This is a genomic window from Paracoccus broussonetiae (genome assembly GCF_031854425.1).
In the GTDB taxonomy this organism is placed as follows: domain Bacteria; phylum Pseudomonadota; class Alphaproteobacteria; order Rhodobacterales; family Rhodobacteraceae; genus Paracoccus; species Paracoccus broussonetiae.
In genome coordinates this window covers 71,038-92,780 of record NZ_JAVRQI010000003.1, presented here as the reverse complement: position 1 = coordinate 92,780, position 21,743 = coordinate 71,038, and the positions used below count along the sequence as shown (strand labels likewise).

Here is a 21,743-nt window from a genome sequence, read left to right as displayed (position 1 = left end):
TTTGCACGTCGAGCTTGCAAACGACTTTGCAAATATTCGCAATTCTACTTTCCGCAATGCGGCACAGGTTCTACCTTGCCGAAAAATGGGGGACCGCAGATGAAGGACATCCTTGGCCAACTGGAAGCCAGACGCCGCGATGCAAGGCTTGGCGGCGGCCAAAGGCGCATCGACGCCCAGCACGCCCGCGGCAAGCTGACCGCACGCGAACGGCTGGAGCTGCTGCTGGACGAGGGCTCCTTCGAGGAATTCGACATGTTCGTCCGTCACCGTTCGGTCGATTTCGGGATCGACGCGGACCGCCCGTATGGTGACGGAGTCGTGACGGGCTGGGGCACGATCAACGGCCGCATGGTCTATGTCTTCTCGCAGGATTTCACCGTCTTCGGCGGCTCGCTGTCCGAAACCCACGCCCAGAAGATCTGCAAGATCATGGACATGGCCATGCAGAATGGCGCACCGGTGATCGGGTTGAACGATTCGGGCGGCGCCCGCATTCAGGAAGGCGTCGCCTCGCTTGCCGGCTATGCCGACGTGTTCCAGCGCAACGTGCTGGCCTCGGGCGTGGTGCCGCAGATCTCGGTCATCATGGGTCCATGCGCAGGCGGCGCGGTCTATTCACCGGCGATGACCGACTTCATCTTCATGGTGAAGGACACGTCCTATATGTTCGTGACCGGTCCCGATGTCGTGAAGACGGTAACGAATGAGGTCGTGACCGCCGAGCAGCTTGGTGGCGCATCGACCCACACCAAGAAATCCTCGGTCGCCGATGGCGCCTTCGAAAACGACGTCGAGGCAATGACGGAAATTCGGCGCCTGGTCGATTTCCTGCCGCTGAACAACCGCGAAAAGGCCCCGACCCGGCCCTTCTTCGACGATCCCCACCGGATCGAGACCAGCCTTGATACCCTGATCCCCGACAACCCGAACCAGCCCTATGACATGAAGGAGCTGATCCTGAAGGTCGCGGACGAAGGCGACTTCTACGAAATCCAAAAGGATTACGCGGGCAACATCATCACCGGCTTCATCCGCATCGAGGGCCAGACCGTCGGCGTGGTCGCGAACCAGCCGATGGTGCTGGCGGGTTGCCTTGACATCGACAGTTCGCGCAAGGCCGCGCGCTTTGTGCGCTTTTGCGACGCGTTCGAGATCCCGATCCTGACCTTCGTGGACGTGCCGGGTTTTCTGCCGGGAACCGGGCAGGAATATGGCGGGGTCATCAAGCACGGGGCCAAGCTTCTGTTCGCCTATGGCGAGGCGACGGTGCCCAAGGTCACTGTGATCACCCGCAAGGCTTATGGCGGGGCCTATGACGTCATGGCGTCAAAGCACCTGCGCGGCGACTTCAACTATGCCTGGCCGACCGCCGAAATCGCCGTGATGGGGGCAAAGGGCGCGGTCGAGATCCTGTATCGCAGCGAATTGGGAGATCCCGAAAAGATCGCCGCCCGGACCAAGGATTACGAGGACCGCTTCGCCAATCCCTTCGTGGCCGCCGAAAAGGGTTTCGTGGACGAAGTCATCCAGCCCCGCTCGACCAGACGCCGCGTCGCAAGGGCATTTGCCAGCCTGCGCGGAAAAAAGCTGACCAATCCTTGGAAAAAGCACGATAATATCCCGCTGTGATTGGACAGCCCGGAGAAGATTTGATGACACGTCCCGCAGCGGTATGCGCAAGCCTTGCCCTGTTGGCCCTGCCCGCAGCGGCAGAGATCAAGGGCGACGCGAACGAGGCGATCAGGCTGCCTTCGGGCGCCGTCGCCTATTGGCAGGAAACGCTGCACGACAGCGCGGGGGGGACAGGCCTGACCTATCGCTTCCGTTTCGTAATGCCCGACCTTGCCGCGCGCGTCCCCTCGACCGAGGGATCGGCGACGGAACCCGATGACGCGGACCGCGCCCCGATCGAGATCGACACCGAAACCGCCGAGGTTCAGGGCGGGGATGGCAGCGACGCCGATGCCAATGGCGCGGGCGAATACCTGGACGACAGGTCGGTGGAGATCGGCGCCGCGACTCCCGACACCGACCCCGCTGCCGCCGATGTCCAGGCCGAGGAGGACGCCGACGCGATGGTTGACGAACCCGCGCTTCCGGCGGCTCCGGACGCGCTGGCGCAGGATCCGGTTCATGACGATGTCGTGTGGCTTTGTGAAAACTGGGTACTGCCACGGATCGCCAGCCCCGGCCCTCGGCCGACGCAGATCATCGTCAGCCTGGCCGACAAGAAGATCTCGTTCGGAACCTATGATCCTGATGTCCTTCAGCTTTTCGAGGCGTTCCGCCTGCCCGCGGATCGCAATGCCTGCGAATGGGAACCCTGGTGATGTGCCCTTGCCCTGCTGATGCAGCCCTGCCACAGCCCTGCAACCCCGGCGCCATTCGTCCGGGCCCTGCCTGTGCCATCCCGGACCCGGTCTATATGGTCGGTCAGTGGTCGCCCAGAGTGGCCGAATCTCAACCGAGCAGTCGGGATCTTGCGGTCCCGCTCAACAGGAGCACGACAGCATGTCGAAGAAACTTGCCCTGGCCCTGGTCCTTGTCGGCCTGGCCGCAGCCTGCGCCAAGAAAGAGCCTGAAGTCATCACCCCCGCGCCGGTCACGACCGAGCCGGTCTTCCAAGGCAAATACGGCGCCAACTAAGCCTTTTGCCAAGCGCGGGCTGCATGGCGGCCCGCGTCTCGCACGCTCGGCCCGTTGCCCGCTTGAACACCTTATTCAAGAACGGGGCAGATCATGCTGAAGCATCGCGGTTTTCCCGGCCGCCTTCCGGGAACGGATTTCCAGTTCACCATTCGCCGCGCCAACAAGAAGGGCGCAACGCCGCTTGTCCGGCGCGAGCGGTTTCGCGACCGCAGGGCGCCCGACCGCAAGGCGGACGAAGGCTTCATGGCCGCACTGATCCAGTGTTTCGGCGAAGAAGCCTTTGTGCGCGGCAACCTTGATGCCGGTCGCCTGTCCTGGCTGATCGGACGCGAGGTGGTGCCCATCGGAAAGCTTGATCCGGTCGATTACGAGCAGGAATTGCGCATCGACATGAAGCGCGCCCAAGCCAGTTTCCCGGCCCTTTTCGCGGCGGACGCCCCCACCTTCGATTGGGACGATATCGACTGGGGCGACGACGAGGATTGGGACGACGAGGAATGAGCGGAATGCCGCGTAGCTGTGACATTTCACATGGAAGTCAGTTCCGGCTGACACACCCCCATGCAATATTGCAACTACCTCATTCACGAATGGCCCGCAAACGGGCCAATAATACAGGCAAAGAGCTATGCAAAATTCCGTCATCCTCCGCCTTTCGGGCGCCGTGCTTCTGGTTGCGGGTCTCGCGGCCTGCGAACCCAGCCCGTATGGCGGTTCGACCCTTTCGCCCGACGCGCAGCGTGCGGCAGGCGGCGCCCTGGCGGGTGCAGCCGTCGCCAAGATCCTTGACGAGAATGTCGCCACGGGCGCACTTATCGGTGCTGGCGCGGGCGCACTTTGTGACGACGCCGGCGTCTGCCAGCGCCGCTACTGATCCCGAATACCGGGTTGGCCGCGGCACGCAATGTCAGCTCGCGGCCCCTTTTACGGAGTATAGACCATGTCGAAGAAAATCGCCGCCGTCCTGGCTTTCGGCCTTCTGGCACTTGCCGGCTGCACCCAGGGCATCAACCCGACCGATACCGACCGCGCGCTTATCGGTGCCGGCACCGGCGCGGTCATCGCTGACCTCTCGGGCCATAGCGTCCTTGGCGGTGCTGCCGCTGGCGCTGCCGCCGGCGCGCTTTGCGACGACGTCCGCCTCTGCCAGTAACGCTGGTCATCTGAGCGTCGCGCCCGGCTTCGGTCCGGCGCCCATCGGATTTAGCCGTCCCGGTCCAGTACCGGGGCGGCTTTTTCATTTCCGCCTGCGGGCATAGGGGGAACGCATGTTCAAGAAGATCCTGATCGCCAACCGTGGCGAAATCGCCTGCCGGGTCATCAAGACCGCAAGGAAGATGGGCATTTCGACCGTGGCGGTCTATTCCGATGCGGATCGCAACGCGCTTCACGTCAAGATGGCGGACGAGGCGGTCCATATCGGTCCCCCGCCCGCGAACCAGTCCTATATCGTGATCGACAAGATCATGCAGGCGATCAGGCAAACCAGTGCCGAAGCTGTCCATCCGGGTTACGGCTTCCTGTCCGAGAACATGAAATTCGCCCAGGCGCTTGAGGCCGAGGGCGTGGCGTTCATCGGTCCGCCCTCGGGCGCGATCCAGTCGATGGGCGACAAGATCACCTCGAAGAAGATCGCGCAGGAGGCGGGCGTCTCGACCGTTCCGGGCTATATGGGATTGATCGCGGATGCCGAAGAGGCGGTGAAGATCTCGAAAGAGATCGGATATCCGGTGATGATCAAGGCCAGCGCCGGCGGCGGCGGCAAGGGGATGCGCATCGCCTGGACCGATCAGGAGGCGCGCGAAGGGTTCGAAAGCTCGAAGAACGAGGCCGCAGCCAGCTTTGGCGACGATCGCATCTTCATCGAGAAATTCGTCACCCAGCCGCGCCATATCGAAATTCAGGTTCTGGCCGACCAGCACGGGAATTGCGTCTATCTGCACGAACGCGAATGCTCGATCCAGCGCCGCAACCAAAAGGTGATCGAGGAGGCGCCTTCGCCCTTCCTGGACGAAGCGACCCGGCGCGCGATGGGGGAACAGGCCTGCGCTTTGGCGCGCGCCGTGGGGTATACCAGCGCGGGGACGGTGGAATTCATCGTCGATGCGCAGAAGAATTTCTACTTCTTGGAAATGAACACCCGCCTTCAGGTCGAACATCCCGTGACTGAGCTGATCACCGGCATCGACCTGGTCGAGCAGATGATCCGCGTCGCCAATGGCGAGCCGCTGCCCTTTGCCCAGGAAGATCTGAAGATCAACGGCTGGGCGATCGAAAGCCGCCTTTACGCCGAGGATCCCTATCGCAATTTCCTGCCGTCGATCGGGCGTTTGACGCGTTATCGCCCCCCGGCGGAGGTCGCTGACAGCGCGCATGTCGTCAGGAACGATACCGGCGTGTTCGAGGGCGGCGAGATCAGCATGTATTACGATCCGATGATCGCCAAGCTGTGCACCTGGTCCCCGACCCGCCATGAGGCGATCGAGCAGATGCGCCTTGCGCTGGATGAGTTCGAGGTCGAGGGCATCGGCCACAACCTGCCCTTCCTGTCGGCGGTTATGGACCACCCGAAATTCGTTTCCGGCGACATCTCGACCGCCTTCATCGCCGAGGAATACCCCGAGGGGTTCCTGGGCGCGGCCCTGCCCGAGGCCGAGATCATCCGGGTAGCCGCCTCGGCCGCCGCCATGCATCGCGTGGCGGAAATCCGGCGCACCCGCATTTCCGGACGGCTGGACAACCATGAACGCCATGTCGGGGAGCATTGGGTGGTGACGGTTTCCGGGCGCGAGTTCCCGGTTCGCATCACCGCCGACAAGCAGGGTTCGACCGTCGAGATCGAGGGCCGTAAGCTGCGCGTCGAAAGCGACTGGCTGCCGGGACAATCCCTGGCCCGCATCGCGGTGGATGGTGCGCCCTTGGTGATGAAGGTGGACCGGCTGCCCTCGGGCTTCAGGCTGCGTGTGCGGGGGGCCGAGCTGAAAACCTATGTCCGCCGCCCGCGCGCGGCCGAGCTTGCGCGCCTGATGCCCGAGAAGCTGCCGCCCGACACCTCGAAATTCCTGCTCTGCCCGATGCCGGGGCTGGTCGTGCGCGTGAACGTCGCCGCCGGTGACGAGGTGCAGGAAGGCCAGGCGCTGGCCACGGTCGAGGCGATGAAGATGGAGAACATCCTGCGTGCAGAGCGCAAGGGCGTCGTCAAATCCGTGAACGCAGCCGCAGGCGAAAGCCTGAAGGTCGACGACATCATCATGGAATTCGAATGATGGCCCGCCCCGGCGGTCCTGACCTGCCCACGTTGCGGCCCGCCACGGGCCGCAACCTTCAACAGCGCGATTAGGGAATCATGCCGCTTCTGGACGGTTATCTCAGCCCACCCGCGCAGCAGGCGCTGATTGCCGGACTGTTCCTGTCGGCAGGCTGGTGGGTGGTTGCCCTTCAGAACCGCAGACGGGACGCCAAGCTGCGGGCCGAGCGCGTGGACGATATGCAACGCGCCCTGGTGGCCGAGGTGCGTGCCCATGTCGTCGCGCTGGAGCGTCAGGTCCAGGACGACAGCCTGGACGGTATCCTTGCGCAGATCCAGGACGGGGATGCCCGGCTGGTCATCGCACATGGCGGCAATGACCGGATCTTTCGCGCGGTTCTGGCCGAGATCCACGTCCTGCCCGGCGCCGTGATCGATCCGGTGGTGATCTATTACCGCCTGGTCGCAGTCATGGACGCAATGGCCGATTCCATCCGGCGCCTGGCGCGCAATCATCCCGACCGCGCAAGTGAGATGATGGTGGATTACTTCCTGTTGACTCAGGAAACCCGCGAAGCCGGGCTTGATGTTCTGGAGATCCTGACGGCCAGCCTGCGTGGCGGAGAGGCCGAGATCCAGGCGATGCTGCGTCAGCAGCGCGAGGATGCGGGCAGCAGGCTACGAACCACCCTGCCGCAGGAGCTGGCGCAGATGCGCGAGCGCCTCAATACGCGATTTTCGGACCGGAGCGGCCTTTGATGGGTTTCAGGCCGATCACGCTGGTAATTTCGTTGGCGCTGCGCGCGCGCGCCAGCCGCTCGATCAGCGATTCAAGACGCGGATCGGGTTTGCCGCGCGGGGCCATGGCCGACGCGGTATCGTCGGCTTTGCGCGGCGAGGTCGATTTGGCCATGTCGGAACCCCTTTCATTCGGGCGCAGCCTGCGCCCTGCCTTCAAGATAGTGTGCCCGGGCCCCTGCCGCAATGAACTTGTTGCGAGTTTCGCAACGACCTATGGCAGCGCGGCACGACCGATCTCGCGCCGGCGCAGGGGGAACTTGTCAATCGCGCGGGTGATTTCGCGCACCGAACGCGGCGCGGGCATGCGCTGCTTGACCTGGCCGTCCTTGTCCATCAGCACGACCGAAAACCCCTCGGGGCGCAACTGCTTGCGCCAGGCGCTGGCTGCCGCGGGATCGGTATCCGTGATCACCACCACGTCGCGGATCAACAACGCGGCCGGATCGCGTCGCAACTGTGCCAACTGGGCGGTGAAATCGGGGTCCGCCGCCGTGTCGGCAAAGATGACCAGCGGCCGGGCCTGCCAGGTGAATTCCGCGGGCTCGACCTCGGACCCCGACAGGATCTGCAACTCGCCCTCGGGCAGCTTGCGCGACATGGGCTTGGCCTCGCTGGTCGCAGCAGGCACCTCGCCGCGCACAAAGGGGCTATGGCCATCGTCGGCCCCCTGGGGCCTTGGCCCCATCGCCGCCAGCAGCGGCACCGCAATCAGAAAGATCAGCCGTTTCAGTTTCATCGCCCTCTTGCCTCTTGCATCATATAAGAGCCGCCGGGCGCCGCGAAAGGATGTCAGATGAGCAAAAGCCCCGAAGCCCGCCTTGATGATTGGAAAAAACTTGCTTCGAAGGAGCTGAAGGGGGCCGATCCCGCCAGCCTGACCTGGCACACGCTGGAAGGGATCGAGGTCAAACCGCTTTACACCGAGGCCGATACCACCGGCCTGCCCCACCTTGGCAGCCTGCCGGGAATCGAGCCATTTACCCGCGGCCCCCGCGCGACGATGTATGCGGGGCGGCCCTGGACCATCCGTCAATATGCGGGCTTCTCGACCGCCGAGGAATCGAACGCCTTCTATCGCAAGGCGCTGGCGGCGGGACAGCAGGGCGTCTCGGTCGCCTTCGACCTTGCGACCCATCGCGGCTATGACAGCGACCATCCCCGCGTCGAAGGCGATGTCGGCAAGGCAGGCGTTGCCATCGACAGCGTCGAGGACATGAAGATCCTGTTCGACGGCATCCCTCTGGACCGGGTTTCGGTCTCGATGACGATGAACGGGGCCGTCATCCCGATCCTCGCCAGCTTCATCGTCACGGGAGAAGAACAGGGGCATCCGCGTTCGGTCCTGTCCGGCACGATCCAGAACGACATCCTCAAAGAGTTCATGGTGCGGAACACCTATGTCTATCCGCCCGAACCCTCGATGCGGATCATCGCCGACATCATCGAATACACCTCGAACGAGATGCCGAAGTTCAACTCGATCTCGATTTCCGGCTATCACATGCAGGAAGCGGGCGCGAACCTGGTGCAGGAGCTTGCCTATACGCTGGCGGACGGGCGCGAATATGTCCGCGCGGCGCTGAAAACCGGCATGGATGTCGACCAGTTCGCGGGGCGTCTGTCCTTCTTCTTCGCCATCGGCATGAACTTTTTCATGGAAGTCGCCAAGCTGCGCGCGGCCCGTCTGCTGTGGACGCGGATCATGAAGGAATTCGATCCCAAAAAGACCGGCAGCCTGATGCTGCGCACGCATTGCCAGACCTCGGGAGTCAGCCTGCAGGAGCAGGATCCCTATAACAACGTCGTCCGCACCGCCTATGAGGCGATGGCCGCGGCGCTTGGCGGCACCCAGTCGCTGCACACCAATGCGCTGGACGAGGCGATCGCGCTGCCGACTGAATTCAGCGCCCGCATCGCCCGGAACACCCAGTTGATCCTGCAGGAGGAGACGGGCATCACCAATGTCATCGATCCGCTTGCCGGCAGCTATTACGTCGAAAGCCTGACGGCAGAGCTGGCTGACAAGGCCTGGGCGCTGATCGAAGAGGTCGAGGCGATGGGCGGGATGACCAAGGCCGTGGCCTCGGGGATGCCGAAGCTTCGGATCGAGGAGACGGCGGCCCGTCGTCAGGCCCAGATCGATCGCGGGGACGAGGTCATCGTCGGCGTGAACAAGTATCGCCTGACCAAGGAAGATCCGATCGACATCCTCGACATCGACAATCACAAGGTGCGCGAGGCCCAGATCGCACGGCTGAACAGCATTCGCGCCAGCCGGGACGAGGTGAAATGCCAAACCGCGCTTGAGGAACTGGCGCGGCGCGCGAAGGAAGGCGGCAACCTGCTCGAAGCGGCGGTCGAGGCCGCCCGCGCCCGGGCCAGCGTGGGAGAGATCAGCATGGCGATGGAAAAGGAATTCGGCCGCCACCGGGCCGAGGTGAAGACCCTGGCCGGGGTCTATGGCGCCGCCTATGAGGGTGACGACGATTTCGCGCAGATCCAGCGCGACGTCGAGAAATTCGCCGAGGATGAGGGCCGCCGCCCCCGGATGCTGGTCGTGAAGATGGGCCAGGACGGCCATGACCGCGGCGCCAAGGTCATCGCGACCGCCTTTGCCGATATCGGCTTCGACGTCGATGTCGGCCCCCTGTTCCAGACGCCCGAGGAAGCGGCACAGGACGCCATCGACAACGACGTCCATGTCGTCGGCATCTCGTCCCAGGCGGCGGGCCACAAGACCCTTGCCCCGAAACTGATCGCGGCGCTGCGCGACCAGGGCGCCGAAGAGATCATCGTGATCTGTGGCGGCGTCATCCCGCAGCAGGATTACGACTTCCTGAAGAAGGCGGGCGTGAAGGCGATCTTCGGTCCGGGGACCAACATCCCCACGGCGGCGCGCGACATCCTGTCGCTGATCCGGGCAGCACGACCGGCCTGACACGGGGCCTTGCCGGTTCCGCTTGGCGTCGCGGCGATATCTGTGGAACAAGAAGGGCGCGCCGCCGCTGCATCGGCGGCGCGCCATCAATGCGAGGATACCATGCCCATCCGCCCCGCCACGCCCGAGGATCTGCCCGAGATCCTCGCCTTCTGGAACCCGATGATCCGCGAAACCACGGTCACCTTCTCGTCCGAGGAAAGAACGCTGGAAAGCCTGGGCCAGATGATCGCTACACGCCGTGGCAAGGGGCGCGAATTCCTGATCGCCGAGGAAGACGACCAGATCATGGGCTTTGCGACCTATGACCAGTTCCGGGGCGGCAATGGCTATCTCCACGCGATGGAGCACACGATCATCCTTTCCGGTCAGGCACGCGGCCGTGGGCTTGGCCGCCACCTGATGCGCGCGGTCGAGGATCATGCCCGTGGCGGGGGCGCCCATACCATGGTCGCCGCCGTCTCGGCCGAGAACGAGGGCGGCGTCGCCTTCCACCTGGCGCTTGGCTATGAACCGGTCGGTCGCCTGCCGCAGTCGGGGCGCAAGTTCGGGCGCTGGCTGGATCTGGTGTTGCTGCAGAAGATCCTGTGACCGCGCCTTGCCAGCCCGCGGGGCCTGTGAAAGAGTCCCGTGAAACGACGAGGACGGCATGAACGACGGTCGCAACGGCACGGTCAAGCAGATCATCTGCATCAAGTGGGGCACGAAATTCGGGCCGGAATATGTCAACCGCCTGCACGGGATGATTGCGCGCAACATCACGCCCCCGTTCCGGTTGTTCTGCTTTACCGATGACGGGACCGGGCTGCATCCCGACATCGCCGTCCGCCCCCTGCCCGAGTTCGAATATCAGGCCCCGGTGAATACCCGTGGAAAATGGCCGAAATCGCGGCTTTGGGGCGATCTGGGCGACGTGACGGGCGTGGTCCTGTTCCTTGACCTCGACGTGATCGTGACCGGCAGCCTTGATGAATTCTTCAGCTTCGGTGATCCCGACGATACCGTCCTGGGTCTGAACCCGAACACACCGCTGGAAAAGCTGGGCCAGACCTCGGTCTATCGGATGCGGGTGGGCAAGCTGAAACCGCTGCAGGATCTGTTCCGCGCCGATCCGCAGGGGGCTGCGGACAAGTACCGCTATGAACAGCGCTTCGTCACCCGCAACGCGCCGGGCGGCGTCAAGTTCTGGCCGCGGCGCTGGCTGGCGCATTTCCGCATGCAATGCGTGCCGATCTTTCCGCTGAACTACATCCGCGAGGCGCATATCCCGAAGGGAACGCGGATCGTCATCTTTCCGGGCAACCTGAACCCGCCCGACGCGATCGAGGGGCGCTGGGACCACAAGACCCCGCCTCTGGCCGCGATGGACCATCTGCGCGCGACCTTTGACGGGCGTCGGCGCGAAAGCCTGTCGAAGCACCTGCGCCACTATCTGCGGCCGGTCAGCTGGGTGAAAGAGCTGTGGCGCGAATAGGCGCCCCGCCCGAGACGCATTATACCCTGCCCGCCGATTTCGCGGCGACGCTTGGGCATTGCGTGGCCACCTTCGGCTGGCTGGAAGAGATCATCAAGCGCACCATCTATGCGCTGGACAAGGCCCGGCTGGCTGACGACCTGACCGAACGAGAATTGCACGCCTGGCTTTCCCGCATGTCCAGCCTGGCCGACGATTCGATGGGTACGCTGATCGAACAGCTGGACGCCGCCATGCGCCGCCATCCCGGATTGCCGGATCGCGATCGCCTGACCCAGCACCTGAACGAAATCAAGCGGCAGCGGAACCTGCTTTGCCACGCCTCGTGGCGTCCGACCGACGATCCCGCGCGCTGGCATCCCGCCTTCGTCAACATGAAGGGCGAGATCTTCGACCACGCGCTGACCGTGGCCGAGCTTGAGGCAATCGGCCGCACCACGGTCGAGATCGGCAACCGCGTCCTGGGCGTCATGCGGGCGACCGGGATCCAGGGCCATTGGTCCGGGGATGATGACGGCTAAGCCACGCGTTGCAACGCGATCCGCCATCCGCTAACACCGCCTCACCTGTAGAAAAGAGCTTCACATGACCGCCCAGAACTCGGGGCAAGACGCCTCTCCGCTTCGTCTCGGCATCGCTGGCCTCGGGACGGTCGGCACCGGCACCGTCAAGATCCTGCAGAGACATGCCGCGCTGCTGGCGACGCGTGCGGGTCGCCCCATCTCTGTCACCGCCGTCAGCGCGCGCAGCCGCGCCAAGAACCGCGACATCGACCTGTCCGGCTATGCCTGGGAAGACGACCCGCGCAGCCTTGCCGTGCGCGACGACGTCGATGTCTTCGTCGAACTGGTCGGCGGGGATGAGGGCGTGGCGCGCGAGGCCGTCACCGCCGCGCTGAAGGCCGGCAAGGATGTCGTGACCGCGAACAAGGCGCTGCTGGCGATCCACGGACAGGAGCTGGCCGAACTGGCCGAGGCGAACGGCTGCGTCCTGCGCTTCGAAGCTGCAGTCGCGGGCGGGATCCCGGTCATCAAGACCATGACCGAGTCGCTGGCCGGCAACGACATCCGACGCGTCATGGGCGTGATGAACGGCACCTGCAACTATATCCTGACGCGGATGGAGAATGCGGGCCTGCCCTATGACACCGTGTTCGAAGAAGCCCGGCAGCTTGGCTATCTTGAGGCCGATCCGACGCTGGACGTGGGCGGCATCGACGCCAGCCACAAGTTGGCGATCCTGGCCTCGATCGCCTTTGGCACGCGCCCGACCTTTGGCGCGGTCGAAATCGAGGGGATCGAGCGGGTCAGCATCGACGACATCCGCCGCGCCGCCGACATGGGCTATCGCATCAAGCTGCTGGGCGTCGCCCAGATGACCGGACGAGGGCTGGAACAGCGCATGTCCCCCTGTCTCGTGCCCGCCGACAGCCCGCTCGGACAACTTCAGGGCGGCACCAACATGGTGGTGATCGAAGGCGATTCGGTCGGCCAGATCGTCCTGCGCGGCGCGGGCGCGGGCGAGGGTCCGACCGCCAGCGCCGTCCTGTCCGACATCGTCGAGATTGCGCGTGGCGTGCGCATGCCGGCCTTTGCCCAGCCCGCCAGTCAGCTTTCCACCCCCGTCAGCGCCCGCACCGCCGTTCCCGCCGCCTATTACCTGCGACTGCAACTGGCCGACAAGCCGGGCGCATTGGCGAAGGTCGCGACGGTGCTGGGCGATGCCGGGGTCTCGATCGACCGGATGCGCCAATATGGCAAGCACGACACCGAGGGCGTCGCACCGGTCCTGATCGTCACCCACAAGACCACGCCCGAAGCCATCGACCTGGCCATCGAGGCGCTGCCGCGCACCGGCGTCATCCATGGCGAGCCGGTCGAGCTGAGGATCGAGGAAGTCTGAACAGCCCTCGCCCGCTCCCGTGGGCGGGCATCTAGGTCTGCGACAGGTGCCGCAGCCCGTGGGTCACGTCGGCCCGGACCGCCAGCCGCAGGCCGGGTTCGTCCCCGGCCCGCAGCGAGGCCAGGATCAGGCGGTGATGACGCGGCGGCTCTTGCCGCTTCACCCGGCCGTAAAGTGCCCGCATGGTCGGCCCCAGTTGCAACCACACCGTCTCCAGGATCGCGAGCATGGCCGGGGCCTGCGCGCGCAGGTAAAGCGTGCGGTGAAACTCCAGATTGGTGCGGATATAGCCCACGGCATCATGCCCCTCGGCCGCCTCGCCGATGGCGGCATTGATAAGGGCCAGCCGGTCGATCAGCGCCTGGTGGGCCCTGGGCAGGGCGCGCGTGGCAAGCTCTGGCTCGATCAGGGCCCGCAGCGCGGCCAGTTCCTCGATCCGCTCGACGGAAAGCTCGGGGGTCGAGATCCGTCCGGAAGAGGACAGCGTCAACGCGCCTTCGGCCACCAATCGGCGCACGGCCTCGCGCGCGGGGGTCATCGAGACGCGGTGCTCGGCCGCCAGTCCCCGCAAGGTCAGCGGCAGGCCGGGCGGCAACTCGCCCAGCATGATGCGGCCGCGCAGGCTGCGATAGACGCGTTCATGGGCAGAAATTTCTGCGGGACGGATGGGAAGCTTGTTCATCCCGCACGTGTGATCACAAATGCGGTCAAGGTCAACCGTCCTGTCCCTGAAAACGCCAGGCCAGCAAGTCATGCCCGTTCTGCCGCAACCAGCCGCGATGGCGCTGGTAATCGGGTACAAGATGCGCGGTGGTCGCCCAGAAGGCCGCGGAATGATCCATATGCGCCAGATGCGCGACCTCGTGCGCGGCGACGTAATCCAGCACAGCGCGCGGAGCCATGGCCAACCGCCATGAAAACATCAGGCGACCATCATGGGTGCAGCTGCCCCAGCGGGACCGCGTGTCCCGCAGCGAGATGGCGCGGAAGCTTTGCCCCAACCGAGCGGCGTGGTGGTCACAGGCCGGGACCAGCCGCGCGTGGGCCAGATGCTTGAGATAGGCGGCCACGACCACGCCAACCGGGCGACCGCTGGGCACCAGAAGCCGATCCCCCTCGATTCGCGCGGACCGCACTGCGGCGGGGGTAACGGTCACGTCGAACCCCTCGACCGGCAGGACGGCGCCGTGGCGGATGACGCTGGGAACCGGCATGGTCGCTCTTATCCGTCGAAGCCAATCGACACGGGATTCGACGAAGGCACGCCCCTCGGTCAGGCTGGCTTTCGTGGGCAATGTCAGGACCACCTGCCCCTCGGCACGCGTGACCCGCAAGGTCATGCGCCGCGCGCGCGACGACCGGCGCAGAAGCACCGGAATATCGCCGCCCACAAGGAACCCGTCATCCTGTCCGGTCATGCTCTTGAACCTGTCCCCCTGCTTGGTTACCTATAGCGCCTTGACCGGTGCCCGCACGCAAGGGGAAAAGGCTTTGACAGCCTGCACCACCTGTGGCAGGGGACAGCGGATTTACCTAACTGCGGCGGAAAGAGATTACCATGCCCAAAGAGGAATGGGGCACGAAGCGTCTGTGCCCCCACTGTGCGACCCGCTTTTACGATCTGACGAACGACCCGATGACGTGCCCGGCCTGCGGCAACGTCTTCTCGCTGGAAAGCCTGACGAGCGGCCGCTCGCGCTCGCTGATTGCCGAGAAGACTGCGGCGCGCGGCGAAGACCGCACCGACCTGGTGGATGACGAGGATCTGGACGATGATGCCGACACCGGCGATCTCGACGACGATCTGCTTGACGACGACGATGACGACGGCGACGTGTCGCTGGACGATATTGCCGATGTGCCGGATTCCGACGAGGAGTGATCCCGTCGCCGCATGAAATCGAAAGCCCCCGGCAGCAAGTCTGACCGGGGGTTTTTCATTCCGACCATGCGGACATGAAAAAGGGGCGCCCCGATGGACGCCCCGAATACAAATGCCGGTCGGATCAGGCCGCGCGCGAAACCAGCACGGCACCGACTTTCTTCTGGGCACCGGCCTCGTCGATGCCGCTGACGGCGGCGACCTCGCGGGTCAGGCGGTCCAGCGCGGCTTCGTACAGCTGACGCTCGGAATAGGATTGCTCGCGCTGGTCGTCGCTGCGATGCAGGTCGCGCACGACCTCGGCGATCGACATCAGGTCACCCGAGTTGATCTTCTGTTCATATTCCTGGGCGCGGCGCGACCACATGGCCCGTTTCACGCGAGCCTTGCCTTTCAGCGTGGCAAGCGCCTGTTCAACCAGATCAGGGGTCGACAGACCACGCATCCCAATCTCACTGGCGCGCGCAGTGGGGACACGCAGGGTCATCTTGTCTTTTTCGAACGAGATGACGAACATCTCAAGGCGCAGGCCGGCGACTTCCTGCTCTTCAATGGAAACGATACGGCCCACGCCATGGGTCGGATACACCACGAAATCATCGGGGCGGAATTCAGTCTTCTTGGATTTCGACATTGAGCTTCCTTCACAGCGGCGCCCGTCCACGGCGCAAAAAACCCCAAAGGCGGGTTCGCCCCAACCTTCTGGGCCAGCATAGATGATTTTTCCCTTAACCGGGCAGTCGGCAGGGCAGGCAGCATCGCCGGACAGGCCACTCTCGCGACCGGTTCGGCGACTTATGTCATATAGATATCACAAAATCAGGCCGAAATCAAAGGTAGCGGAATGGACAGCATCCCGCCTTGCCGCGCAGCGATTTGCGCCGATATTTCAGCGAAAAGCCAGCGGAATCGCGCCAATGCTTCGCATTCCCGCCGCACGAATCGCGGCGAAAGGACGCAAGGTCACGAAAGGTTCAATCGCCTTCGCCCGGCGCTTCCGAGAAGTACTTCGCAAGTTTTCCGGACTGGCCGTCCATTTCCTCGTAACCAGGCATCGGCTCTTTCTTGCGGGTGATGACCGGCCAGAGTTCCGAGTATTTCCGGTTGAATTCCACCCACTGCTCCATGTCCGGCTCGGTGTCCGGGCGGATGGCGTCCGCGGGGCATTCAGGTTCGCAGACACCGCAGTCGATGCATTCGTCCGGGTGAATGACAAGCGTGTTCTCACCCTCGTAGAAGCAGTCCACGGGGCACACCTCCACGCAGTCGGTGTATTTGCACATGATGCAGTTATCGGTGACGACGTAGGTCATGGCGGCAAGCTATCCTGTATCTTGCCGGCTAGTTACGCTTCGGCGGTCGATCATTCAAGGCCGCGACGCTGGAAAAGACGGCCATTGGCCAAGGTCGGGCCGAAGCCGGACGGACGTTTTCAGGAAGGCCCTTCCGGCGGAAACCGGTTCGCCGTCACGGGCTCTTCAAGCCCCGACTTCCTCGTACAATCCAACCGCCTCGCTGGAGGGCCCGCGGCGTTCGCCAAGCATCAGGACGCGCAAGGCGCGCACGCGGCCATGCGCCGAAACGGTGACGACGTCACCCGGCCGGACGATCTGTGCTGGCTTGGAGCAGGGATTGCCATTCAGGCGGATGCCACCCTGGCCGACCGCGTCGGCGGCCAGGGTGCGTGTGCGGAAAAGACGCGCGTGATGCAACCAGCGATCCAGCCGGATGCTTTCCGCCATCCCCCCTTCGGTCACGTCTTGTTCTTGAGCGAGGCAAGAATCGCGAAGGGGCTGTCCGGGTCGATCTTCTTCTCGGTCTTAGGGGGCCGGGCCTCGAAGCTTTTGGGGGCTTCGTGGCGGGGTTTGCCCTTGCCGCCGTCATGACGCGGCTTGCCCTTGGGACCGCGATCCGAACGCTCGCCGCGATTGTCGTCGCGGCGCTTGCCTTCGAACCGGTTCTCGCGCGGCTTGCCCTGCGGCGCTTCGCCCGAGGCATCGCGCTCGCGGCGCTGACCGGCATCGCCGGAACGGCGGCCCTGCCCCTGCGGCTGGCGCTCGCCATTGCGCTCGCCCCCACGCTCGCCGCCACGTTCGGGACGGCGGTTGCCGCGCGGGCGCGGCGCCCAGGTGAAGGTATAGAAGGATTCGACCTCGGGCGCAGCTGCCTCGACCGTCTCGACTTCACCGGCCTCGACCGCCTCGGCGGCAGCAGCAGCGGCCTCCTCGGCCTTACGGGCGGCCTGCTCGGCTTCCCACTTGGCGCGCGTTTCGGCGACGAGGACGCTTTCCTCCTCGGTCAGCGGACGGTCGTGATCGGCGGGTTCCGGTGCGGCCTCGACCACGGCGGGCGCTTCCGCGCGAGCCTTCGGACGCTCACCCTTTTCGGCGTGATAGCCCAGGCCCTGCATCAGGCCCGAGAACTGCTCAAGCGTCATGCCGGTGATCGACAGCATGTCGGGCGTCGCTTCGAAACCGGCGCGGCTGTCCTGCGTGCGCAGCATGTCGGCCAGACGCTCCAGCATGTCGATGCGGATCGCGCGCTCGCCTGCAGGGTGATAGCCCGACAGCGTGTAATAGCCCTTGGGCACATCCGGCAGATTGGGGATGGTCACCAGGCCCGGCGGCGGGCTTTCGGGGAATTCGCCCATGCCCTGATCCAGTCCCCACAGCACCAGCCGCAGCCGGGTCGGCGCGGGCTTCAGCAGCGCGGGCTGGAAGATCGTGAACTGGCCGAAGCGAACGCCGTGCTTGCGCAGCAGGCCGCGCGCGTCCTGATCCAGATCCTTGACCTCGTTCGCCACGCCTTCGCGCGGCAGGACGCCCAGCGCCTCGACCAGACGGAAGGCAAAGCCGCGGGCCAGGCCCAACAGCGTCTCGTCGTTCTTCAGCGTGTTCAGCGGCTCGAAGGCGGTCGCCACCTTGCGGTCGATGAAATGCTGAAGGCGGCGACGCACCTTCTCGACGATCTCGGGGCCGGCCTCTTCGTCCACGAAGGGCTCGACACCGGGCTTCAGCGCCTCGGAACCCTTGACGAGCTTGCCAACGGCCGAGCTGCCCCACATGAGGCCGCCCTGCTCGGTAAAGTCCAGCTCGGTATCGGGAGCGTTATAGAACCTGTCGGCCCGAAGATGGAATTCGGGGCGCAAGGCCTCATAGGCGGCGCGGGTCAGCGTCCGCGCCTCGTCCCCGGTTGCATTCGGATCGGCGCGGAAGCGGAAACCTTCCAGACGGCCGGCAAATTCGCCCTCAACCGTCACTTCGCCCTTGTCGTTCACCTCGGCCAAAAGGCTCTCCTTCTGCTTGAGCCGGCGCAGCAGGACAGATGTGCGCCGGTCCACGAATCTTTGCGTCAGAGCGGCATGCAGCGCATCCGACAAGCGATCTTCTACAGCGCGCGTCTCGGCGCGCCAATGGCTTTCGTCCGAAACCCAGCCACTCCGCTGCGCGACATAGGTCCATGTCCGGATGAATGCCAATCGTTTCGACAGGGTATCGATGTCCCCCTGCACCTTGTCGATGCGCTGGATCTGGCCCGCCAGCCAGTCGCTGGGAACCCCGCCTTCCTGCAGAAAGCCCAGGATGCGGGCCAGCAGCGTCGAATGCTCGGCGGGCGAGATGCCGCGAAAATCGGGAATCCGGCAGACATCCCACAGCAGGCGGACATCCTTCGGATGGGTCATGCGATCGCGAATCTCGGGCATCGCGGCCAGCGCCTTCAGCGCGCGCAGGTCGTCCGCCTCGCGTCCCCGGGTCAGCCATTCGGACTGGGGACTGGTCTCAAGGCTTTGGATCAGCCGGTCGACAGTGCCGAATTCCAGCGCCCCGTTGCGCCACATCAGGCGCGAGATCGGCTGGAAGCGGTGATTCTCGATCGCTTCGATCAGCCCGTCTTCCAGATGCCCGGCATCGCCGGTAATGCCGAAGGTGCCCGGCTCGGTATGCCGCCCAGCGCGCCCGGCGATCTGTCCCAGCTCATGCGGGAACAGCGGGCGATAGCGCCGGCCGTCGAATTTCTCGGTTCCCGAAAAGGCGACATGCTTGATGTCCAGGTTCAGCCCCATGCCGATGGCGTCGGTCGCCACCAGGTAATCGACCTCTCCGGCTTGATACATCGCGACCTGAGCGTTCCGTGTCCGGGGCGAGAGCGCCCCCATGACGACCGCGCAACCGCCCTTCTGGCGACGGATCAGCTCTGCCGTGGCGTAAACCTCGTCGACCGAGAAGCAGACGATGGCCGAGCGCGGCGGCATCCGGCTGATTTTCTTCGACCCCGCCCATGTCAGGGTCGAGAAACGCTCGCGCCGCATGAACTGCACGCCCGGCACCAGCGCCGCGATGGCGGGACGCATCGTGTCGCTTCCCAGCAGCAGCGTCTCGTGCAGGCCGCGCATGTTCAGCAGCCGGTCGGTAAAGACATGGCCGCGCTCGGGATCGGCGCAAAGCTGGATCTCATCTATGGCGACGAAATCCGCGCCAACCTCGGGCATCGCCTCGGTGGTGGCGACCCAGTATTGCACCCGGTCGGGGACGATACGTTCCTCTCCGGTGACCAGCGCCACGACCGAGGGGCCGCGTGCCTTCACGATGCGGTCATAGACCTCGCGCGCCAGCAGGCGCAGCGGCAGGCCGATGACCCCCGTGCGATGCGCCAGCATCCGTTCGATCGCGTAATGCGTCTTGCCAGTATTGGTCGGGCCGAGAACGGCCGTGACCCGTGATCTGTCCTGCATGTCAGGCGTCCGTGCCCTTTGTCTTGTCTTCCAGACGCTCGACGGCGTCGGCTGCATCTTCCTGATGCGGGTGGATCTTCAAGCTGGCGCGATATGCCTCCAGCGCGCGCTTGTCGTCCCCCAGTTCCTCGAACATCGCGCCAAGCTGGGTCAGGGCGCCGAAATGCCGCGGCTCCAGCGTCAGCGTCCGCGCCATGTCCGAGATCGAGGGACCGACCTGCCCCTCCAGATAGAACGCCACCCCCCGCAGATACCAGCCCCCCGCAAAATCCGGGGCATGGTCGGTCAGGGCGGTCAGATGGCCGATCGCGGCTTCGGTATCCCCTGCATCCAGTGCCGCCTCTCCACGCTTGTAGAGCAGGTCCATCGCCGCCGAGCCCGAGCGTGACCAGATTCGCAGGATATCGGTTTCCGCCCGCGCCCATGTCTCGCCATCCGGTTGGGCCAGTTCGGCAAATAGCAGATCCAGATCCTCACGCTCCTGCAGGCGGGCATCGGCGGTGGGCAGGTCCGGCTCGGCCGGTTCAAGCCCGGTCGGGGGTTCTGCCATCTCTGGCGAATCGGGATCGGGCGCGGTGCCGGGCGGTGCTCCATCATCCTTGGGTTGCGGCGCATCCGGGGGCGAAAGCTGTTGCGCCAACGCATGTCCCGACATGGCCGGCGACAGGATCAGGCCTGCCGCCACGGCAATATGGAAAAGGGGGCCTAGCCATCGCATATCCACTATGTAACTTTCCACCCAACCCATTTCCAGACACAGTCAAGGGAGAATTCAGATGAGTAAAGTGGTCGAGGCAGCCGTCGCTGCTCTGGATCCCAAAGCCAAGGGCTTTGATGGCACCGCCAAATTCGTGATCGAGGGCGAGGGCAGCGTCTACATCGACGCCAATGGCGCACGCGCGGCGGATGATGAGGCGGACGTCACGCTGACCGCCAGCCGCGAAACCTTCGAGGGGCTTCTTTCCGGCGACGTGAACCCCACCATGGCCTTCATGACTGGCAAGCTGAAGGTCGATGGCGCGATGGGTACCGCCATGAAGCTGGGCGCCCTGCTGGGCTAAGACGCGGCATCCCCCGTGGACCCCGCGCCCTTCCGGTCCCTGCCCGGCGACCCCCACCCGCTGGCCCGGCCTTTCTGGCTTTGGGCCGAGGACGGGGTTCGCCTGCGGGCCGGACATTGGGCCTCGGACCGGCCACGGGGCAGCGTGCTGCTGTTTCCGGGCCGGACCGAGTATCTTGAAAAATATAACGCCCTCGCGCTGGACCTTTGCAGCGCCGGGCTGGATGTCCTGGCAATGGACTGGCGCGGACAGGGGCTATCGGATCGCCTGATCGCCGACAGCCGCCCCGGACATATCGGCAGCTTCAGCGATTATCAGCGCGATGTCGTCGAACTGGTCGTCGCCGCGAACGAACTCGACCTTCCCCGCCCCTGGCATCTGCTGGCCCATTCGATGGGCGGCGCCATCGGGCTTGCGGCACTGCAGGACGGGCTGCCGGTCGACAGCGCGGTGTTTTCCGCGCCGATGTGGGGATTGCACCTGCGTCCGCCGACCCGGCTTCTTGCCATCGCCATGACCGCTCTCGCCCAGCGCCTGCGTCTGGACGAACGCGCGGCGCTTGGCTCGGGCGGGTATGAACCCTTCGTGCTGAAATGCCCCTTCGAGGGCAACCTGCTGACCACCGACCCGGTCCGTTGGGGCCGCTTCGTGGCCGAGGCCGCCTCCTGGCCCGAACTTTCCCTTGGCGGCGTGACCAATCGCTGGCTGGGGCAGGCCCTGGCCGAATGCACGCGACTGGCCGCCCTGCCCTCGCCCGATCTGCCCGTCCTTGTCGGGCTTGGCAGCGACGAGGCCATTGTCTCTGCCCGCGCAATCCGCAGCCGTGTCGATGGCTGGGCCGGCGCGCAGCTGATGCTTCTGCCCGGTGCCCGACATGAGCCGATGATGGAGCGGGAAAGCGTGCGCACCCCCTTCCTTCGGGCGATCCTCCAGCATTTCGGCACAGTGGCGCACTCCGTCTGACAACTTCCTTGCGGGCGATGCCTTGCGGCTGGACGGCTTAACAGCCAAATTCCTTGGCAATCGAAAGGATTGACCATGACGACTTCCGCCG

The 21,743-nt window shown here is 64.8% G+C and carries 25 protein-coding genes; 16 read left to right on the top strand and 9 right to left on the bottom strand.

Annotated features, from left to right (window positions below):
* Positions 1-99 precede the first annotated feature (99 nt).
* The 8 genes from RM190_RS04630 (at position 100) to RM190_RS04595 (ending at position 6,658) form a co-directional block, all read left to right on the top strand.
* Positions 100-1,632, top strand: a complete 1,533-nt coding sequence (locus tag RM190_RS04630) for an acyl-CoA carboxylase subunit beta (protein ID WP_311758236.1) — start codon at positions 100-102, stop codon at positions 1,630-1,632.
* A 23-nt stretch (positions 1,633-1,655) separates the two neighbouring features.
* Positions 1,656-2,333 (top strand): DUF6497 family protein, encoded by a 678-nt coding sequence (locus tag RM190_RS04625; protein WP_311758235.1) that lies wholly within the window; start codon positions 1,656-1,658, stop codon positions 2,331-2,333.
* Between the two features lie 181 nt (positions 2,334-2,514).
* Positions 2,515-2,649, top strand: coding sequence for a hypothetical protein (locus RM190_RS04620; RefSeq protein ID WP_311758234.1), 135 nt, complete (start codon positions 2,515-2,517; stop codon positions 2,647-2,649).
* 93 nt (positions 2,650-2,742) lie between these two features.
* Entirely contained in the window at positions 2,743-3,153 is a 411-nt protein-coding gene (locus RM190_RS04615) for a hypothetical protein (RefSeq protein WP_311758233.1), read from the top strand.
* A 127-nt stretch (positions 3,154-3,280) separates the two neighbouring features.
* Positions 3,281-3,526: a hypothetical protein gene (locus tag RM190_RS04610; protein ID WP_311758232.1), complete on the top strand. Its 246-nt coding sequence runs from the start codon at positions 3,281-3,283 to the stop codon at positions 3,524-3,526.
* 66 nt (positions 3,527-3,592) lie between these two features.
* Positions 3,593-3,805 carry a hypothetical protein gene (locus RM190_RS04605; protein WP_311758231.1) on the top strand — a complete coding sequence of 71 codons (213 nt, stop codon included), beginning with the start codon at positions 3,593-3,595 and terminating at the stop codon, positions 3,803-3,805.
* Positions 3,806-3,920: 115 nt separating this feature from the next.
* Complete coding sequence (locus tag RM190_RS04600) at positions 3,921-5,918, top strand: acetyl/propionyl/methylcrotonyl-CoA carboxylase subunit alpha (protein ID WP_311758230.1); 1,998 nt, start codon at positions 3,921-3,923, stop codon at positions 5,916-5,918.
* Positions 5,919-5,998: 80 nt separating this feature from the next.
* On the top strand, positions 5,999-6,658 hold the full coding sequence (locus RM190_RS04595) for a hypothetical protein (RefSeq protein ID WP_311758229.1): 660 nt from the start codon (positions 5,999-6,001) through the stop codon (positions 6,656-6,658).
* Here the strand turns inward: RM190_RS04595 and RM190_RS04590 are convergent.
* Both RM190_RS04590 and RM190_RS04585 read right to left on the bottom strand, forming a co-directional pair.
* On the bottom strand, positions 6,624-6,812 hold the full coding sequence (locus RM190_RS04590) for a hypothetical protein (RefSeq protein WP_311758228.1): 189 nt from the start codon (positions 6,810-6,812) through the stop codon (positions 6,624-6,626). The two genes, RM190_RS04595 and RM190_RS04590, sit on opposite strands and share 35 nt — an antisense overlap.
* A gap of 99 nt (positions 6,813-6,911) precedes the next feature.
* Positions 6,912-7,436 carry a DUF4174 domain-containing protein gene (locus tag RM190_RS04585; RefSeq protein ID WP_311758227.1) on the bottom strand — a complete coding sequence of 175 codons (525 nt, stop codon included), beginning with the start codon at positions 7,434-7,436 and terminating at the stop codon, positions 6,912-6,914.
* 57 nt (positions 7,437-7,493) lie between these two features.
* On the opposite strand from RM190_RS04585, the gene scpA reads away from it, so the two are divergent.
* From scpA to RM190_RS04560, 5 genes are all read left to right on the top strand, one after another.
* Positions 7,494-9,638, top strand: coding sequence for a methylmalonyl-CoA mutase (gene scpA / locus RM190_RS04580; RefSeq protein ID WP_311758226.1), 2,145 nt, complete (start codon positions 7,494-7,496; stop codon positions 9,636-9,638).
* Positions 9,639-9,740: 102 nt separating this feature from the next.
* Complete coding sequence (locus tag RM190_RS04575) at positions 9,741-10,229, top strand: GNAT family N-acetyltransferase (RefSeq protein WP_311758225.1); 489 nt, start codon at positions 9,741-9,743, stop codon at positions 10,227-10,229.
* A gap of 58 nt (positions 10,230-10,287) precedes the next feature.
* Positions 10,288-11,112, top strand: coding sequence for a glycosyl transferase (locus RM190_RS04570; RefSeq protein WP_311758224.1), 825 nt, complete (start codon positions 10,288-10,290; stop codon positions 11,110-11,112).
* Complete coding sequence (locus tag RM190_RS04565; protein WP_311758223.1) at positions 11,100-11,633, top strand: hypothetical protein; 534 nt, start codon at positions 11,100-11,102, stop codon at positions 11,631-11,633. The genes RM190_RS04570 and RM190_RS04565 overlap by 13 nt, the downstream gene beginning before the upstream one ends.
* A 64-nt stretch (positions 11,634-11,697) precedes the next feature.
* Entirely contained in the window at positions 11,698-13,014 is a 1,317-nt protein-coding gene (locus RM190_RS04560) for a homoserine dehydrogenase (RefSeq protein ID WP_311758222.1), read from the top strand.
* 31 nt (positions 13,015-13,045) lie between these two features.
* Here the strand turns inward: RM190_RS04560 and RM190_RS04555 are convergent, their stop codons facing one another.
* Together RM190_RS04555 and RM190_RS04550 are read right to left on the bottom strand one after the other, a co-directional pair.
* Positions 13,046-13,696 (bottom strand): GntR family transcriptional regulator, encoded by a 651-nt coding sequence (locus RM190_RS04555; RefSeq protein ID WP_311758221.1) that lies wholly within the window; start codon positions 13,694-13,696, stop codon positions 13,046-13,048.
* Positions 13,697-13,727: 31 nt separating this feature from the next.
* A complete protein-coding gene (locus RM190_RS04550) occupies positions 13,728-14,432 on the bottom strand; it encodes a M48 family metallopeptidase (RefSeq protein WP_311758220.1) in 705 nt (234 codons plus the stop codon).
* A gap of 140 nt (positions 14,433-14,572) precedes the next feature.
* Between RM190_RS04550 and RM190_RS04545 the strand changes: the two genes are divergently transcribed.
* The gene (locus RM190_RS04545; RefSeq protein WP_311758219.1) at positions 14,573-14,896 is read left to right on the top strand and encodes an FYDLN acid domain-containing protein; all 324 of its coding nucleotides are present in this window, start codon (positions 14,573-14,575) and stop codon (positions 14,894-14,896) included.
* 124 nt (positions 14,897-15,020) lie between these two features.
* Here RM190_RS04545 and RM190_RS04540 read toward each other — a convergent pair whose 3' ends face one another.
* The 5 genes from RM190_RS04540 to RM190_RS04520 form a co-directional block, all read right to left on the bottom strand.
* Complete coding sequence (locus RM190_RS04540; protein WP_311758218.1) at positions 15,021-15,530, bottom strand: CarD family transcriptional regulator; 510 nt, start codon at positions 15,528-15,530, stop codon at positions 15,021-15,023.
* A gap of 340 nt (positions 15,531-15,870) precedes the next feature.
* A complete protein-coding gene (gene fdxA, locus RM190_RS04535) occupies positions 15,871-16,209 on the bottom strand; it encodes a ferredoxin FdxA (RefSeq protein ID WP_311758217.1) in 339 nt (112 codons plus the stop codon).
* A 165-nt stretch (positions 16,210-16,374) separates the two neighbouring features.
* On the bottom strand, positions 16,375-16,653 hold the full coding sequence (locus RM190_RS04530) for an RNA-binding S4 domain-containing protein (RefSeq protein WP_311758216.1): 279 nt from the start codon (positions 16,651-16,653) through the stop codon (positions 16,375-16,377).
* Positions 16,650-19,628, bottom strand: a complete 2,979-nt coding sequence (locus RM190_RS04525; RefSeq protein ID WP_311758215.1) for a helicase-related protein — start codon at positions 19,626-19,628, stop codon at positions 16,650-16,652. The genes RM190_RS04530 and RM190_RS04525 overlap by 4 nt, the downstream gene beginning before the upstream one ends.
* 1 nt (position 19,629) lies before the next feature.
* Complete coding sequence (locus tag RM190_RS04520; protein WP_311758214.1) at positions 19,630-20,313, bottom strand: tetratricopeptide repeat protein; 684 nt, start codon at positions 20,311-20,313, stop codon at positions 19,630-19,632.
* A gap of 91 nt (positions 20,314-20,404) precedes the next feature.
* On the opposite strand from RM190_RS04520, the gene RM190_RS04515 reads away from it, so the two are divergent.
* The gene (locus RM190_RS04515) at positions 20,405-20,689 is read left to right on the top strand and encodes an SCP2 sterol-binding domain-containing protein (RefSeq protein ID WP_311758213.1); all 285 of its coding nucleotides are present in this window, start codon (positions 20,405-20,407) and stop codon (positions 20,687-20,689) included.
* Positions 20,690-20,704: 15 nt separating this feature from the next.
* A complete protein-coding gene (locus tag RM190_RS04510) occupies positions 20,705-21,652 on the top strand; it encodes an alpha/beta hydrolase (RefSeq protein WP_311758212.1) in 948 nt (315 codons plus the stop codon).
* Positions 21,653-21,743 lie beyond the last annotated feature (91 nt).